Annotated in this window: 14 protein-coding genes; 2 read left to right on the forward strand and 12 right to left on the reverse strand. The window is 54.5% G+C overall.

What is annotated here, in order from left to right; translation table 11 throughout:
- Positions 1-34 precede the first annotated feature (34 nt).
- The 10 genes from atpA to asnC form a co-directional block, all read right to left on the reverse strand.
- Positions 35-1576, reverse strand: coding sequence for a F0F1 ATP synthase subunit alpha (atpA, locus tag V1599_RS02630; RefSeq protein ID WP_006808751.1), 1542 nt, complete (start codon positions 1574-1576; stop codon positions 35-37).
- 12 nt (positions 1577-1588) lie between these two features.
- Complete coding sequence (gene atpH, locus V1599_RS02635; RefSeq protein WP_112012390.1) at positions 1589-2122, reverse strand: F0F1 ATP synthase subunit delta; 534 nt, start codon at positions 2120-2122, stop codon at positions 1589-1591.
- 14 nt (positions 2123-2136) lie between these two features.
- Positions 2137-2607, reverse strand: coding sequence for a F0F1 ATP synthase subunit B (atpF, locus tag V1599_RS02640; protein ID WP_003862370.1), 471 nt, complete (start codon positions 2605-2607; stop codon positions 2137-2139).
- Between the two features lie 48 nt (positions 2608-2655).
- A complete protein-coding gene (gene atpE / locus V1599_RS02645; RefSeq protein ID WP_000429386.1) occupies positions 2656-2895 on the reverse strand; it encodes a F0F1 ATP synthase subunit C in 240 nt (79 codons plus the stop codon).
- A 49-nt stretch (positions 2896-2944) separates the two neighbouring features.
- Positions 2945-3760 carry a F0F1 ATP synthase subunit A gene (gene atpB / locus V1599_RS02650; protein WP_006177554.1) on the reverse strand — a complete coding sequence of 272 codons (816 nt, stop codon included), beginning with the start codon at positions 3758-3760 and terminating at the stop codon, positions 2945-2947.
- Between the two features lie 8 nt (positions 3761-3768).
- Positions 3769-4149, reverse strand: coding sequence for a F0F1 ATP synthase subunit I (gene atpI / locus V1599_RS02655; RefSeq protein WP_112012391.1), 381 nt, complete (start codon positions 4147-4149; stop codon positions 3769-3771).
- 617 nt (positions 4150-4766) lie between these two features.
- Complete coding sequence (rsmG, locus tag V1599_RS02660) at positions 4767-5390, reverse strand: 16S rRNA (guanine(527)-N(7))-methyltransferase RsmG (RefSeq protein ID WP_112012392.1); 624 nt, start codon at positions 5388-5390, stop codon at positions 4767-4769.
- A 107-nt stretch (positions 5391-5497) separates the two neighbouring features.
- Positions 5498-7387: a tRNA uridine-5-carboxymethylaminomethyl(34) synthesis enzyme MnmG gene (gene mnmG, locus V1599_RS02665; protein ID WP_112012393.1), complete on the reverse strand. Its 1890-nt coding sequence runs from the start codon at positions 7385-7387 to the stop codon at positions 5498-5500.
- A gap of 374 nt (positions 7388-7761) precedes the next feature.
- Positions 7762-8211: an FMN-binding protein MioC gene (gene mioC, locus V1599_RS02670; protein ID WP_112012394.1), complete on the reverse strand. Its 450-nt coding sequence runs from the start codon at positions 8209-8211 to the stop codon at positions 7762-7764.
- Positions 8212-8301: 90 nt separating this feature from the next.
- Positions 8302-8760 carry a transcriptional regulator AsnC gene (asnC, locus tag V1599_RS02675; protein ID WP_003862383.1) on the reverse strand — a complete coding sequence of 153 codons (459 nt, stop codon included), beginning with the start codon at positions 8758-8760 and terminating at the stop codon, positions 8302-8304.
- A 150-nt stretch (positions 8761-8910) separates the two neighbouring features.
- Here asnC and asnA point away from each other — a divergent pair, with 150 nt between their 5' ends.
- Positions 8911-9903 carry an aspartate--ammonia ligase gene (asnA, locus tag V1599_RS02680; RefSeq protein WP_297115385.1) on the forward strand — a complete coding sequence of 331 codons (993 nt, stop codon included), beginning with the start codon at positions 8911-8913 and terminating at the stop codon, positions 9901-9903.
- Positions 9904-9907: 4 nt separating this feature from the next.
- Here the strand turns inward: asnA and viaA are convergent, their stop codons facing one another.
- Entirely contained in the window at positions 9908-11359 is a 1452-nt protein-coding gene (gene viaA, locus V1599_RS02685) for an ATPase RavA stimulator ViaA (RefSeq protein ID WP_395300984.1), read from the reverse strand.
- A complete protein-coding gene (gene ravA / locus V1599_RS02690; RefSeq protein WP_395300985.1) occupies positions 11353-12849 on the reverse strand; it encodes an ATPase RavA in 1497 nt (498 codons plus the stop codon). Before ravA ends, viaA begins: the two co-directional genes overlap by 7 nt.
- A 221-nt stretch (positions 12850-13070) precedes the next feature.
- Between ravA and kup the strand changes: the two genes are divergently transcribed.
- A complete protein-coding gene (kup, locus tag V1599_RS02695) occupies positions 13071-14939 on the forward strand; it encodes a low affinity potassium transporter Kup (protein ID WP_112012398.1) in 1869 nt (622 codons plus the stop codon).
- Positions 14940-14953 lie beyond the last annotated feature (14 nt).

Here is a 14953-nt window from a genome sequence, read left to right on the forward strand (position 1 = left end):
CTGACGGCTTGTCTCACGACAAGCCGCCGGACGATTACCAGGACTGGGTTGCTTTGAAGGAATCGAGGATAGCTTTCAGCTTGCCTTCGATTTCATCGTTATAGCCACCGGTCTGGTTGATCTCTTGCATCAGCGGAGCGTGATCACGGTCGACGTAAGCCAGCAGAGCGGCTTCGAAGCTACCGATTTTCGCCAGTTCCACATCTTCGAGGTAACCGCGTTCAGCCGCGAACAGAACCAGACCCTGCTGAGCAACAGACATTGGTGCGTACTGTTTCTGCTTCAGCAGCTCGGTCACTTTCTGACCGTGGCTCAGCTGTTTACGGGTTGCTTCGTCCAGATCGGATGCGAACTGAGAGAACGCAGCCAGTTCACGATACTGTGCCAGCGCGGTACGAATACCACCGGACAGTTTCTTGATGATCTTGGTCTGAGCAGCACCACCTACACGGGATACGGAGATACCCGGGTTTACCGCCGGACGAATACCGGAGTTAAACAGGTTGGTTTCCAGGAAGATCTGACCATCGGTAATGGAGATTACGTTGGTCGGAACGAACGCAGAAACGTCACCCGCCTGGGTTTCAATGATCGGCAGTGCGGTCAGAGAGCCCGTTTTACCCTTCACTTCACCTTTGGTGAAGTTCTCGACGTATTCCGCGTTAACGCGGGAAGCACGCTCCAGCAGACGAGAGTGGAGGTAGAATACGTCGCCAGGGAATGCTTCACGTCCTGGTGGACGACGGAGCAGCAGGGAAACCTGACGGTAAGCAACGGCCTGTTTAGACAGGTCATCGTATACGATCAGCGCATCTTCACCGCGGTCACGGAAGTATTCGCCCATTGCGCAACCGGCGTATGGCGCCAGGTATTGCAGTGCAGCAGATTCAGAAGCGGTCGCGACAACAACGATGGTGTTAGACAGCGCGCCGTGCTCTTCCAGTTTACGAACCACGTTAGAAATGGTGGACGCTTTCTGGCCGATAGCCACGTACACACATTTGATGCCGGAGTCACGCTGGTTGATGATGGCGTCGATTGCCATCGCGGTTTTACCGGTCTGACGGTCACCGATGATCAGTTCACGCTGACCACGACCGATTGGGATCATGGCATCAACGGACTTATAGCCAGTCTGTACTGGCTGATCAACGGACTGACGGTCGATAACGCCCGGTGCGATAACTTCGATTGGGGAGAAGCCATCGTGCTCAACCGGACCTTTACCGTCGATTGGCGCACCCAGGGTGTTAACCACGCGGCCCAGCAGGCCACGGCCAACCGGCACTTCCAGAATACGGCCAGTACACTTAACCTTCATGCCTTCGGCGAGGTCAGCGTATGGGCCCATCACAACAGCACCTACGGAGTCGCGCTCCAGGTTCAGTGCGATAGCGTAACGGTTACCCGGCAGGGAAATCATCTCACCCTGCATACAATCGGCCAGGCCGTGGATGCGGATAACACCGTCACTTACAGAAACAATAGTACCTTCGTTGTGAGCTTCACTCACAACACTGAACTGAGCAATGCGCTGCTTGATCAGTTCGCTGATTTCGGTGGAATTCAGTTGCATGCTCCAGTCCCCTTAAGACTGCAAGACGTCTGCAAGGCGTTCAAGACGGCCGCGTACGCTGCCATCAATGACCATATCACCCGAGCGGATGATTACGCCTGCCATTACAGACTTATCGATTTTGCAATTCAGCTTAACTTTGCGTGACAGACGTTTTTCCATCGCGGCGGTAATTTTCGCAAGCTGTTCATCACTCAGTTCAGTCGCAGAGGTCACTTCGACTTCTGCAGTGGCTTCACTAAGGGCACGTAAGTGCTCAAACTGCTCAAGAACATCCGGGAGCACGCGCAGACGACCATTCTCTGCCATCACCTTAATCAGGTTCTGGCCGTTGGCATCCAGCTGCTCTCCGCACACGGCGATAAACGACGCGGCGAGGGTTTCAGGCGCTAATGCACCGGAAAGCAACTCAGCCATTTGTTCGTTTTTCGTCACCTCAGCGGCAAACGCCAGCATGTCCTGCCAGCGATCGACACTTTGGTGTTCGACAGCAAAGTCAAAAGCTGCTTTGGCGTAGGGGCGAGCTACCGTAACAAATTCAGACATCAGCCCCTCCCTCCTTACAGTTCAGCGACAAGTTTGTCCACGATGTCGCTGTTAGCAGCTTCATCCACGGAACGTTCGATGATCTTCTCGGCGCCAGCAACAGCCAGAATCGCAACCTGCTTACGCAGTTCTTCACGAGCACGTTTACGCTCGGCTTCAATTTCAGCCTGAGCCTGTGTCACGATCTTAGTACGTTCCTGTTCTGCTTCAGCTTTGGCTTCGTCCAGGATCTGAGAACGGCGTTTGTTAGCCTGTTCAATGATTACCTGAGCTTCAGCTTTCGCTTTTTTCAGCTGGTCTGTCGCGTTGGCCTGTGCAAGGTCCAAATCTTTCTTAGCGCGTTCTGCGGAAGCCAGACCGTCAGCAATTTCTTTCTGACGTTTTTCGATGGCAGCCATTAAAGGCGGCCATACATACTTCATGCAGAACCAGACAAAGAGAATAAACGCGATGGCCTGGCCGAGGATTGTTGCGTTCATGTTCACAGCACAATACCTCTTAAATTTCTGTGGCTTGGGGTTTTAAAACAACTACTACGCGACAGCAAACATCACGTACAGACCCAGACCTACAGCGATCATTGGGATTGCATCCACCAGACCCATAACGATAAAGAACTGAGTACGCAGCAGAGGAATCAGATCCGGTTGACGCGCTGCGCCTTCCAGGAATTTACCTCCGAGGATGCCGATACCGATCGCAGCACCGATAGCCGCCAGACCCATCATCACAGCGGCAGCCATGTACAGCAGATCCATATTCAGGTTTTCCATGACAGTCTCCAGTTTGTTTCAATTAAAACGTAGTAGTGTTGGTAAAAAATCAGTGCTCTTCAGACGCCATCGACAGATAGACGATCGTCAGAACCATGAAGATAAAGGCTTGCAGCGTAATGATCAGGATGTGGAAAATGGCCCATGGCACATTAAGAATCCACTGTGACCACCACGGCAGAAGACCCGCGATCAGAATGAAAATCAGCTCACCCGCATACATGTTGCCGAACAGTCGCAGACCCAGTGAAACAGGTTTGGACAGCAGGCTAACGCCTTCCAGGATCAGGTTGACCGGAATAAACGCCCAGTGGTTGAACGGCTGCAAGGTAAGCTCTTTCACAAAGCCGCTTACGCCTTTCATTTTGATGCTGTAGAAAAGAATCAGGATAAATACGCCCAGCGCCATCGACAGGGTGATGTTCACGTCAGCGGACGGAACCACGCGCAGTGCTGGCAGACCGAGGACATGTTCGCCAATCCACGGCAGGAAATCGATAGGCAGAAGGTCCATCAGGTTCATCAGGAAGACCCAGACAAAGACCGTCAGCGCCAGCGGAGCAATCAGCTTGCTCTTACCGTGATACATGTCTTTGACGCTACCGTGGACGAAGCCGATGATCATTTCGACGAAGGTCTGGAATTTCCCTGGAACACCGCTGGTCGCTCGTTTAGCAACACCGCGGAACATGGCCAGGAACAGAAGACCCAAAACCACCGAGAAGAACATGGAGTCGATGTTGATCGTCCAGAAGGTGGCCGGGGGGTTATGTGGATCCACCAGCGAGAATGTACGCAGGTCCAGCTGAAGGTTATTCAGATGGTGACCTATGTAATCCTGCGGCGTCATATTTTCTGAAGCCATGATGCCTTTTACCCTTTGTTATTGATTACAGCTGGAGCCAGAACTTGTACCACCAGCACCAAAACCCACGTAGCTATCAGCGGCATGAATACCACTTTTAAAACCGCCAGCGCCATCACCAGCAAAGCAAAGGTCAGCAACACCTTACACACTTCGCCCAAAGCGAAGGACCAGGCCACGCGGCCTTTGGCGGGTGTATGCGCCTGATGACGCCAGGCAAAAATCATAAACAACATGTTTGGCAAAACTACCGCCAATCCCCCGCACGCGGCGGAGATGCCCCAGAAGGGGTCTTTGAGGCTAAACAGCAGTCCACTTGCTATCACGGCCAGAAACTGAATGAACAGAAGCTTACGAGCAACGTTTCTACTCAAGAGCGACACAGACATCACGTTTTTACTCCTGCTCCCTTCGAGGTATGCCGCGTGTCGTATAAAACGTCCTTTAAGGCTCAGAGTCAAGCATCAAAAAGCGGACAAATTATACGGTGCGTACCCGTGATTTCAAACATTAAGTAGCGAAAAGGTGAATAAATGTTTAAATATTTTTCCCCGCCCCTATTTTTTAACTTTTGATGAAAGTGCCGTCCATAGAGCAAAACTGCAAACCACGCGGAAACATTGACGACAAAGCGTGCACGAGATCACAAATTATACATTTACGATAAGGATGTGTTTATCAAAGCCTTGAATCGCATAACGTCATCTTTATGAAATTAAAGAAAAAATATCGTAACTATTTTCAAAACAGCCCTGTATACAACAAAAACCTTTCGTTGACATTCTTAATAAATAATTAACATCAATGATTCATAACTGTTCATCACATTTAGCAGACTGATATTTTCATTGTTGACTATCAGCCGTGTGCAATAAATCGAATCACGTTAACCATAAGAAAAGCCATGGTAACATCAAGGTTAAATTAACTTCAGCCCGTCGTCGCGAGTTGTGCTGCTTTTTAACACAAAGAGAACAGCACAAATTCCACATTTTTTATTAAATTTTTAAATATTGTTTGGCTTAATAATCACCAAATGACGCTCGCCCTCGAGTTGAGGAACCTTCAGTTTTTCAATAGATTCGACCGAATAGCCTTCCGGTAGTTGCTCAATTTCGTCGCCAGGCATCTGGCCTTTCAGCGCATAAAAACGCCCATTCTCAGCCGGCAGATGCTTACACCAGCTCACCATGTCGTTTAGCGAGGCAAATGCACGGCTGATCACGCCGTCAAAAGGTGGCTCTGCCGGAAAGTCCTCTACCCTGCTCTGAACCGGCGTAATGTTTTCAAGCTTCAGCTCATGCTGAACCTGACGCAGAAAACGCACGCGCTTGCCAAGACTGTCCAGCAGCGTGAAATGACTCTCCGGACGGACAATCGACAGCGGAATGCCAGGCAGACCGGGCCCCGTACCGACGTCAATAAAGCGTTCACCGTTAAGATGCGGTGCGACGACAATGCTGTCGAGGATATGGCGAATCAGCATCTCGTTGGGGTCGCGTACGGAGGTCAGGTTGTACGCTTTGTTCCATTTATTCAGCATGTCGACATACCCCACCAGCTGAGTTTTCTGGTGATCGGTGAGCGAAATACCTGCCTGATCCAGCAGACGAGAGAGTTTATTGAGCACGGTGAGTACCTGTTGGAAAACTTAGGTGGCGGGTAGCGCTGTGCTTACCCGCCCTACGGATTTAGTAGACCCGGTAAGCGCAGCGCCACCGGGCAATGTTCAGGGCATTACGCGCTGCGGCGCAGCATGCCCTGTTTTTTCAACCACACCAGCAGGATAGAAATCGCAGCTGGCGTAACGCCTGAGATGCGTGAAGCCTGGCCGATCGACACTGGCTTGTGATCGTTAAGCTTGGCGATCACCTCGTTGGAAAGCCCCGTTACCTGACGGTAGTCCAGCATTTCCGGCAGCAGCGTGTTTTCGTTTCGCTGCTGTTTTTCGATCTCATCCTGCTGACGCGCGATGTAGCCTTCGTATTTTACCTGGATTTCGACCTGCTCCGCGGCTTCCGCGTCTTCGAGGCCTGGCGCAAATGCGGTCAGTTTGACCAGGTTTTCATAGGTCACTTCAGGGCGACGCAGCAGGTCTTCACCGCTGGCTTCACGCGAGAGCGGCGCGGTCAAGTGAGCGTTCACTTCGGCAGCGGTTTCCGCCTGCGGATTGACCCACGTTGTTTTCAGACGCTGACGTTCCTGCTCAATGCGCTCCAGCTTCTCGTTGAAACGCGCCCAGCGTTCATCGTCAACCAGACCCAGCTCGCGGCCCATTTCGGTCAGGCGCAGGTCTGCGTTGTCTTCACGGAGCATCAGACGATATTCCGCGCGGGAGGTAAACATACGGTACGGTTCTTTGGTACCGAGCGTGCAGAGGTCGTCAACAAGGACGCCCAGATAGGCCTGGGAACGCGCCGGCGCCCAGCCGTCTTTCTCCGCAGAGAAGCGTGCGGCGTTCAAACCGGCCAGCAGCCCTTGTGCGGCCGCTTCTTCGTAACCTGTGGTGCCGTTAATCTGGCCAGCGAAGAACAGGCCCTGGATGAATTTGCTTTCCAGGGTTGGCTTCAGGTCGCGCGGATCGAAGAAATCGTACTCAATCGCGTAGCCAGGGCGAACGATTCTCGCATTCTCCATCCCCTGCATAGAGCGAACAATCTGCATCTGCACGTCGAACGGCAGGCTGGTGGAGATCCCGTTCGGGTAAATTTCGTTAGAGGTCAGTCCTTCCGGTTCGAGGAAGATCTGGTGCTGGTTGCGATCGGCAAAGCGCATCACCTTGTCTTCGATCGACGGGCAGTAGCGTGGGCCGATCCCTTCGATCACGCCTGCGTACATTGGGCTGCGATCGAGGTTATTGCGGATCACGTCATGGGTTTTTTCGTTGGTATGCGTGATGTAGCACGGCACCTGCTGCGGATGCTGCGCCGCATTGCCCATGAACGAGAACACCGGCATCGGATTATCGCCGTGCTGCTGTGCCAACACGCTGAAATCGATGGTGCGTGCGTCAATACGCGGAGGCGTACCGGTTTTCAGACGGCTCACGCGCAGCGGCAGTTCACGCAGGCGACGCGAAAGCGGAATGGACGGCGGATCGCCAGCACGGCCGCCGCTGTAGTTGTCCAGTCCGATATGGATTTTACCGTCCAGGAAGGTCCCGACGGTCAAGACGACGGCTTTAGCGCGGAATTTGAGGCCCATTTGGGTCACGGCGCCGACGACGCGATCGTTCTCAACGATAAGATCTTCAACCGCCTGCTGGAAGATCATCAGGTTTGGCTGATTCTCCAGCGCGGTGCGTACTGCCTGACGGTAAAGCACGCGGTCAGCCTGAGCGCGGGTCGCACGCACAGCCGGACCTTTGCTCGCGTTTAGTATCCTAAACTGAATGCCTGCACGATCGATCGCTTTCGCCATCAGGCCGCCAAGTGCATCCACTTCTTTTACCAGGTGTCCTTTCCCAATGCCGCCAATCGCCGGATTACAGGACATTTGTCCCAGCGTGTCGATATTGTGTGTCAAAAGCAGGGTCTGTTGACCCATACGCGCCGCGGCCATTGCGGCCTCGGTGCCTGCATGACCCCCGCCAATGATGATGACGTCAAAAGGATCCTGATAAAACATGGTGGTCTGCCTCGCATAACGCGGTGTGAAAATGGATTGAAGCCCGGGCCGTGGATTCTACTCAACTTTAGTCTTTCGAGAAAGCATTGGGATCCTGGGCTATTAAAAAGAAGATCTTTTTATTTAGAGATCTGTTCTATTGTGATCTCTTATTAGGATCGCGAACCTTTGTGGATAAGTCCGATCTCGCGAATAAGATCATGTGGTTAGAAAGGATCGTTAGCTGTGAGTGAACGGTGATCCTGGCCCGTATAAGCTGGGATCAAAACGTCACTTTATACACAGGCCAAAAACATACTCTGCGTTGTTCGTTGGATAACTACGGGTTAATACGAGCTTTTAACCAGAGTTATCCACATCTGTTTGCGCGATCTTTAAGCGTGTTTGAGTAAATTTTTCCAATCTGCTAGCCAGATCTCGGCCGGATCTTCCGGAATATCATGATCGAGGATGTTGATCTTCAGCGTTTCACCCAGCTGTTTTGCCCCACATGCGGTAACAGCGGCTTCAACTTTCTCTATTGCACCGCAGAAGGTGTCATATTCACGGCTGCCGATCCCGACCGCCCCAAAACGAACGTTTGACAGGTCAGGCTGCTGTTCCTGCAGCTCGTCATATAAAGGTTGAAGATTGTCAGGAAGATCGCCAGCGCCATGAGTAGAGGTGATAAGCAGCCAGACCCCATCAGTCGGAAGATCGTCAAGCAGCGGACCGTGCAGGGTTTCCGTGGAAAAGCCCGCTTCTTCCAGCTTCTCAGCCAGATGTTCCGCTACGTATTCCGCACCGCCCAGGGTGCTGCCGCTGATAAGAGTAATGTCCGCCATTGATCGCTCGCTCATAGAAAGAGGGGGCCATTGTACGCTGTGAGCGAGCTGGGATCTACCTGTGGAAAATGTGGGAATGAAATTGCCCGATCACGGGCGGATGGTGCGCATGATCGGGTTTTGCAGGGAGATCAGCGTCTCGGTGGACTGAATTTCATCGATTGTTTGGATCTTGTTGATAAGTACCTGCTGAAGGGCATCAATGGATCGACACATGACCTTTATAAAGATGCTGTAGTGCCCGGTGGTGTAATACGCCTCGGTGACTTCGTCCAGCGCGTTGAGTTTTTCCAGCGCGGAGGGATAGTCTTTCGCGCTTTTCAAAATGATGCCAATAAAGCAGCACACGTCGTAACCCAGCTGCTTCGGGCTGACGTCAATGCGCGCACCGGTAATGATCCCCGCCTGCTTCATTTTCTCTACGCGAACGTGAATCGTGCCCGGGCTGACGCCAAACTGTTTTGCCAGCTCGGCGTAGGCGGTGCGCGCATTGGCCATTAGCGCTTCCAGGATGCCGCGGTCGAGATTGTCGATCTGATAATTTTCCATAGCTTTTTCTTATGAAGATTGATGATTCTTTCTATTCTAGCGTTATATTTTATCGATTCAAAAGTGAAGTCGGCTTTTTGTTGTTGAGTTATTGAATTAAGCGCCGGTTCTGTTGCTTAATCATTACCAACAGGACGCAGGAGTAAAATAATGAAAACCGCTTACATCGCAAAACAACGCCAGATCAGTTTCGTAAAATCCCATTTTTCTCGCCAGCTGGAAGAAAAGCTTGGCCTTATTGAAGTACAGGCTCCGATTCTTAGCCGCGTGGGTGACGGGACGCAGGATAACTTGTCTGGATGCGAAAAAGCGGTACAGGTGAAAGTGAAAACACTGCCAGACGCCCAGTTCGAAGTGGTTCATTCCCTTGCGAAGTGGAAGCGTCAAACCCTGGGACAACACGACTTCAGCGCGGGCGAAGGGCTTTACACGCACATGAAAGCCCTTCGCCCCGATGAAGACCGCCTGACGGCCATTCATTCTGTTTACGTCGACCAGTGGGACTGGGAGCGGGTGATGGGGGACGGCGAGCGTCATCTCGGCACGCTGAAAGCGACCGTTGAAGCGATTTACGCCGGGATCAAAGCCACCGAAGCGGCAGTCAGCAAAGCGTTTGGTCTGGCACCGTTCCTGCCGGAAACAATCCACTTTGTACACAGCCAGGAGCTGTTGAGCCGCTTCCCGGATCTTGATGCGAAAGGCCGCGAGCGTGCCATCGCTAAAGAGCTAGGGGCCGTGTTCCTGATTGGGATCGGCGGCAAGCTTTCTGACGGTAAGCGTCACGACGTTCGTGCGCCGGATTATGATGACTGGAGCACCGTGGGCGAGGGCGAACTTGCCGGTCTGAACGGCGATATTCTGGTCTGGAACCCGGTGCTGGAAGATGCCTTCGAACTCTCTTCAATGGGCATTCGCGTGGACGCCGACGCGCTTAAGCGCCAGCTGGCGGTGACCGGCGACGAAGATCGCCTCAAGCTGGAGTGGCACCAGGCGCTGCTGCGCGGTGAAATGCCGCAGACTATTGGCGGCGGTATTGGTCAGTCTCGCCTGACGATGCTGTTACTGCAGCTGGATCACATCGGCCAGGTTCAGTGCGGCGTGTGGCCACAGCAGGTTCGCGAAAGCGTGGGTTCTCTTCTTTAATTAATTACCGCCGCCAGCGCCTCAGCAGGCGGCTACGCAGCCCGGTGTCAAAGCGCCAGATGTGATCGAAGATGCGCATGATGCCGGGTTTGCCGTGGGCGGACATCGCCACGGCGTGGAAACGGTGCTGATGCACCCGCTGTAGCTCCTTCACTTTATTTACCACATCATCCGGCAGCCGCTGGGCAATAAAATCAGAAATGACCACCGCGTCAGCGTCATACCACTCTCCGCCCTGCATGCGTTCAATGATGCTGCGAAAACAGCTGGCCAGATCGGTGCCGCCGCGAAAGCGCTGGCTCAAAAAGCGGATCGCCTGCTCAAGGCCCTGCATGTTTGTCAGTTCGTAGGCCACGATGTCGCTTGAAAACAGCATGATAAAGCAGCGTCGCCGATCCGCGAGCGCGACGCGCATCAGCGCCAGGCAGAACGCTTTTGCGCACTGCTCGTTGAATCCGCCCATTGAACCAGATGTATCCACGCAGACGATAAAAGGCCCGCGCGGCTGCTCGTCAAAATCCTGATGAATGACCGGGTGCTGGCTAATCTTCTCGCGCCAGGCCTCGCCGTGCAGACGATAGGTGAGCAGCTGTTTTTCCACCAGCCGACGATAAAACTCATATTCCAGTTCGGTCATGCCCAGCGTGCTCAGCTCCGTAGGCAAAAGGCGTAATATGTCGTCGCTTTGCTGTAAGCCATCCACCTGCTCCGGCACGGTGGCCGGTTCGCGCACCAGCGTGCGGAACGTTTCCATCGGTGCGTCTTTCTTTGGGACGGATTTAGCCTCCCGCGAGCGGCCCAGCTGTTCGGCGAGCTTCATCAGCTCCGGCTGCTGGGCCAGGAAGTCGCCATACCTGACGATCAGCTGGTAATCGCCGCGCCGCAGCTGGCCGGCGCTCATGTCCCAGAGGCGGCCGGCGGCATTTTCATTTTCCACCAGCACCTCTTCGAGCTGCCCGCTTAAGGTCATTCGTTCCTGAACTTCGCTCAGCAGCTGCTCGCGCTCCTCATCCAGAAGCTGCTGGTTGAGCGTGGTTGCCTGAACGACCAGGCTCAGCCGCCAGCGCTGCAGGAACAACGTATGCAGCGCCGGTGTAAAGGTGGCGTTCTCCGTCACCAGCGTTCTCGCCTGGCTTGCAAACGGGGAGTGGACGGTATCGAGCACCGCCAGGGTTTGCGGTAGCTGCACGATAAACTGCGTCGTGGAGAGCCGCTGGCACTGCTGATAGGCCGCGACTTCTTCGGTTAGCTCCGGGGGCACCTCCGTCTCTTTGAAGCGCTGCCGCAGGGTATCGCGCCAGCGGGGAAGATCGTCGGTCATCGCCTTTTTTAGCTTTGGGAATTTTTCAAAGAAGGCCGCCAGCTGCGGCGATGCCAGCAGCGTAATAACAACCTCCTCGATCATCCCCTCCTCGCTGACCGCCAGCATCACGTTGAGCGTGTCCAGCGTTAGCATTGACGCGCCTGTTTGATCTGGGCGCTAACGTCCTGCAGGCTGGCTTCGATGCGGCCCAGCCAGTCGCTATGAATAAAGAGGCATTTTTGCTGCTCGCTGAAGCGCGTGTGCTGCTGGTGCCATTCGGTATCCAGCGCGTCGAGCTGCTGTTTGATCTCCTCCGGCACGCTGTCGGCGGCAGTTCCTGGCAGCGCAAGACGCGAACCCTGCAGGCTGACGTCGCGGATCACCAGATGCTGGCTGCTGTCCACTTCCATCGTGAGCGGTTGCGCAAAGCCGATCCCGTTGAGCTTGCCGCGGATCTCGCCGCCTTTGTCGAGCCACTGGGACAGCGCGTCTCGCTCGATCGTAACGTGCACCACCTGCATGTCGTGCAGCTTAAGCGGCTTCTGGAGCAGCAGCGTCAGCGTTGCGTCGGTGAGTTCTGCGGGCAGTTCATAGTGGGCTTTGCGCGCGAACATGCCGCCAAGGCGGCTTACCTTCAGCGCGGTTTTATCGCTTTGCTGCTGCTGAAGCTGGATGCGGCGCTGGGTAATCGCGCCCAGCTGGTTCAGCATCGACTGCTGGCCCCACGCGTGTCCGGTCATCAATACTTCAAGCTGCTGCTGCATCAGGTTCATGCCTTCGGCATCATGCCACAGGCAATCTTTGAGGAGGATCAGATCGATAGGCGCAACGGCATCGCGGCCGCTGAACAGCGCGCTGGCCTGCAGCAGGCGAATTGCTTTTTTCCAGCGGCGGTCCGAGACGTACGGCGCGGACGGCAGCAGGTCCAGCTGCTGGCGCAGCATGAAGATCAGCTCGAATACGGCGTCGGGCAGCGCGATTTTGCCAATGTCCTGCTGCCACTGCGCATACTCCTCATCCGATACCTGAAGGGATGCGGAGACCGGATTTTCATTTTCATCCTGCTGGCTGACCAGCATCGAGCGGAAATTTGATTTGTCCTGCACCTTGTCCAGCCACAGGCGGATCAGCATGCGGTCGTACAAGGCTTCCAGGCTGCTGTCGTCTTCGGGCAGCTCGTTGGAAGCCGCCACCAGCAGGCGCATCGGGATTTTTTCTTCAGTGGCGCCGTTACGGAAGCGGCGTTCATTTATCGCCGTCAGCAGGGTGTTCAGAATGGCCGGGCCCGCTTTCCAGATCTCATCGAGAAAAACAATCTCCGCTTCCGGGAGATACCCTTCCGTCAGGCGCTGATAACGTCCCTCATCCTTAAGGGCCTGGATGGACAGCGGGCCGAAGACCTCTTCCGGGGTGGAAAAGCGCGTCATCAGATATTCGAATGCGCGGGCGTTCTGGAAGGCAAATTTTAACCGGCGGGCAATCAGGCTTTTCGCAATGCCGGGCGGCCCCAGTAAAAACACGCTCTCACCGCTCAGCGCGGCCAGTAAGCAAAGGCGAATAGCGTGGCTACGCTCGAAAAGGCCTTTTTCCAGCGCGCTGCTGAGGCGGGAAATTCTTTCTGCTAATAAGTGTGAGTGAGCCATAATAGTTTTGCGTCCTTTCGCCGTGGAGCGGCTAATTGATGCGAGTATAGACGTTTCGCTCAGGGCTGGTAATAGACTGAAGTGCGGCGCAATTTTCTTTGCGCTACATTAACGCGGTTGCATTTAGGGGTACGATTTTGCCATTAATCGTGCATACTGTGCGCTTTTTGTGGGCCAAGGGACTAAGCACACATTTGTTATACAAACGAAAAGACTAGTCTATGAGCACTGATAATAAGCAATCATTACCCGCAATAACGCTTGCGGCGATCGGGGTTGTGTATGGTGATATCGGCACCAGCCCGCTTTATACGCTTCGTGAATGTCTGTCCGGTCAGTTTGGTTTTGGCGTTGAACGTGATGCCGTCTTTGGCTTCCTGTCACTCATCTTCTGGCTGCTGATCCTTGTCGTTTCCGTGAAATATCTTTCTTTCGTCATGCGCGCTGATAACGCGGGCGAAGGCGGTATCTTAACGCTGATGTCCCTTGCCGGGCGCAACACTACCCCCAAAATGACGTCGGTGCTGGTGATTATTGGCCTGATTGGCGGCAGCTTTTTCTACGGCGAGGTGGTCATTACGCCGGCGATTTCGGTCATGTCGGCGATTGAGGGGCTGGAGATTGTCGCACCGCAGCTTGATTCGTGGGTGGTCCCGCTTGCTATCATCGTTTTAACGCTGCTTTTCGCAATTCAAAAGCACGGCACGGGGCTGGTGGGCAAGCTGTTTGCGCCGATTATGCTGGCCTGGTTCCTTGTCCTTGCCGCACTCGGCCTGCGCAGCATTATTGCCAATCCGGACGTACTACATGCGCTGAACCCGATGTGGGCTATTCATTTCTTCCTTGAATACAAAGTGGTCTCCTTCGTGGCGCTGGGGGCCGTGGTGCTCTCTATCACCGGCGTGGAAGCTCTGTACGCGGATATGGGGCACTTTGGCAAACTGCCGATTCGCGTCGCGTGGTTCACCGTGGTGCTCCCGTCGCTGGTGCTGAACTACTTCGGCCAGGGCGCGCTGCTGCTTGAACATCCGGAAGCCATTAAGAACCCGTTCTTCCTGCTGGCACCTGACTGGGCGCTGATCCCCATGCTTGTTCTCGCAACCCTGGCAACGGTTATCGCGTCTCAGGCGGTCATCTCCGGCGTGTTCTCGCTGACCCGTCAGGCGGTGCGTCTGGGCTACCTCTCTCCGATGCGCATCATCCATACCTCGGAGATGGAGTCCGGCCAGATCTACATTCCTTTCATTAACTGGCTGCTTTATTTCGCCGTGGTGATCGTGATTGTAAGCTTCGAACACTCCAGTAACCTGGCGGCCGCATACGGCATCGCCGTGACGGGAACGATGGTGCTGACTTCGATTCTCTCCACCACCGTGGCGTACCGTAACTGGCACTGGAACAAGTTCCTCGTGGCGCTGATTCTGGTGGGCTTCCTGTGCATCGACGTGCCGCTGTTCTCGGCCAACCTCGACAAGATTGTCTCCGGCGGCTGGCTGCCGCTGACGCTTGGCCTGGTGATGTTTATCGTGATGACCACCTGGAAAAGCGAACGCTTCCGCCTGCTGCGTCGCATGCATGAGCACGGTAACTCTCTGGAGGCCATGATTGCCTCGCTGGAGAAATCCCCGCCGGTGCGCGTACCGGGTACGGCGGTGTATATGTCTCGTGCGCTGAACGTGATCCCGTTTGCGCTGATGCATAACCTCAAGCACAACAAAGTGCTGCACGAGCGCGTGATCCTGCTGACGCTGCGTACCGAAGATGCGCCTTACGTTCACAACGTGCGACGCGTGCAGATTGAGCAGCTCTCGCCGACCTTCTGGCGCGTGGTGGCGAGCTACGGCTGGCGCGAAACGCCTAACGTGGAGGAGGTCTTCCACCGCTGCGGTCTGGAAGGCTTGAGCTGCCGCATGATGGAGACCTCGTTCTTCATGTCGCACGAGTCGCTGATCATCGGCAAGCGTCCGTGGTATTTGCGCCTGCGCGGCAAGCTGTACCTTATCCTTCAGCGCAACGCCCTGCGCGCGCCTGACCAGTTTGAGATCCCGCCTAACCGCGTGATTGAGCTGGGGACGCAGGTCGAGATTTAATGTCCTCTGTGGGC

The organism is Enterobacter sp. ECC-175, assembly GCF_043968675.1.
GTDB lineage: Bacteria > Pseudomonadota > Gammaproteobacteria > Enterobacterales > Enterobacteriaceae > Enterobacter.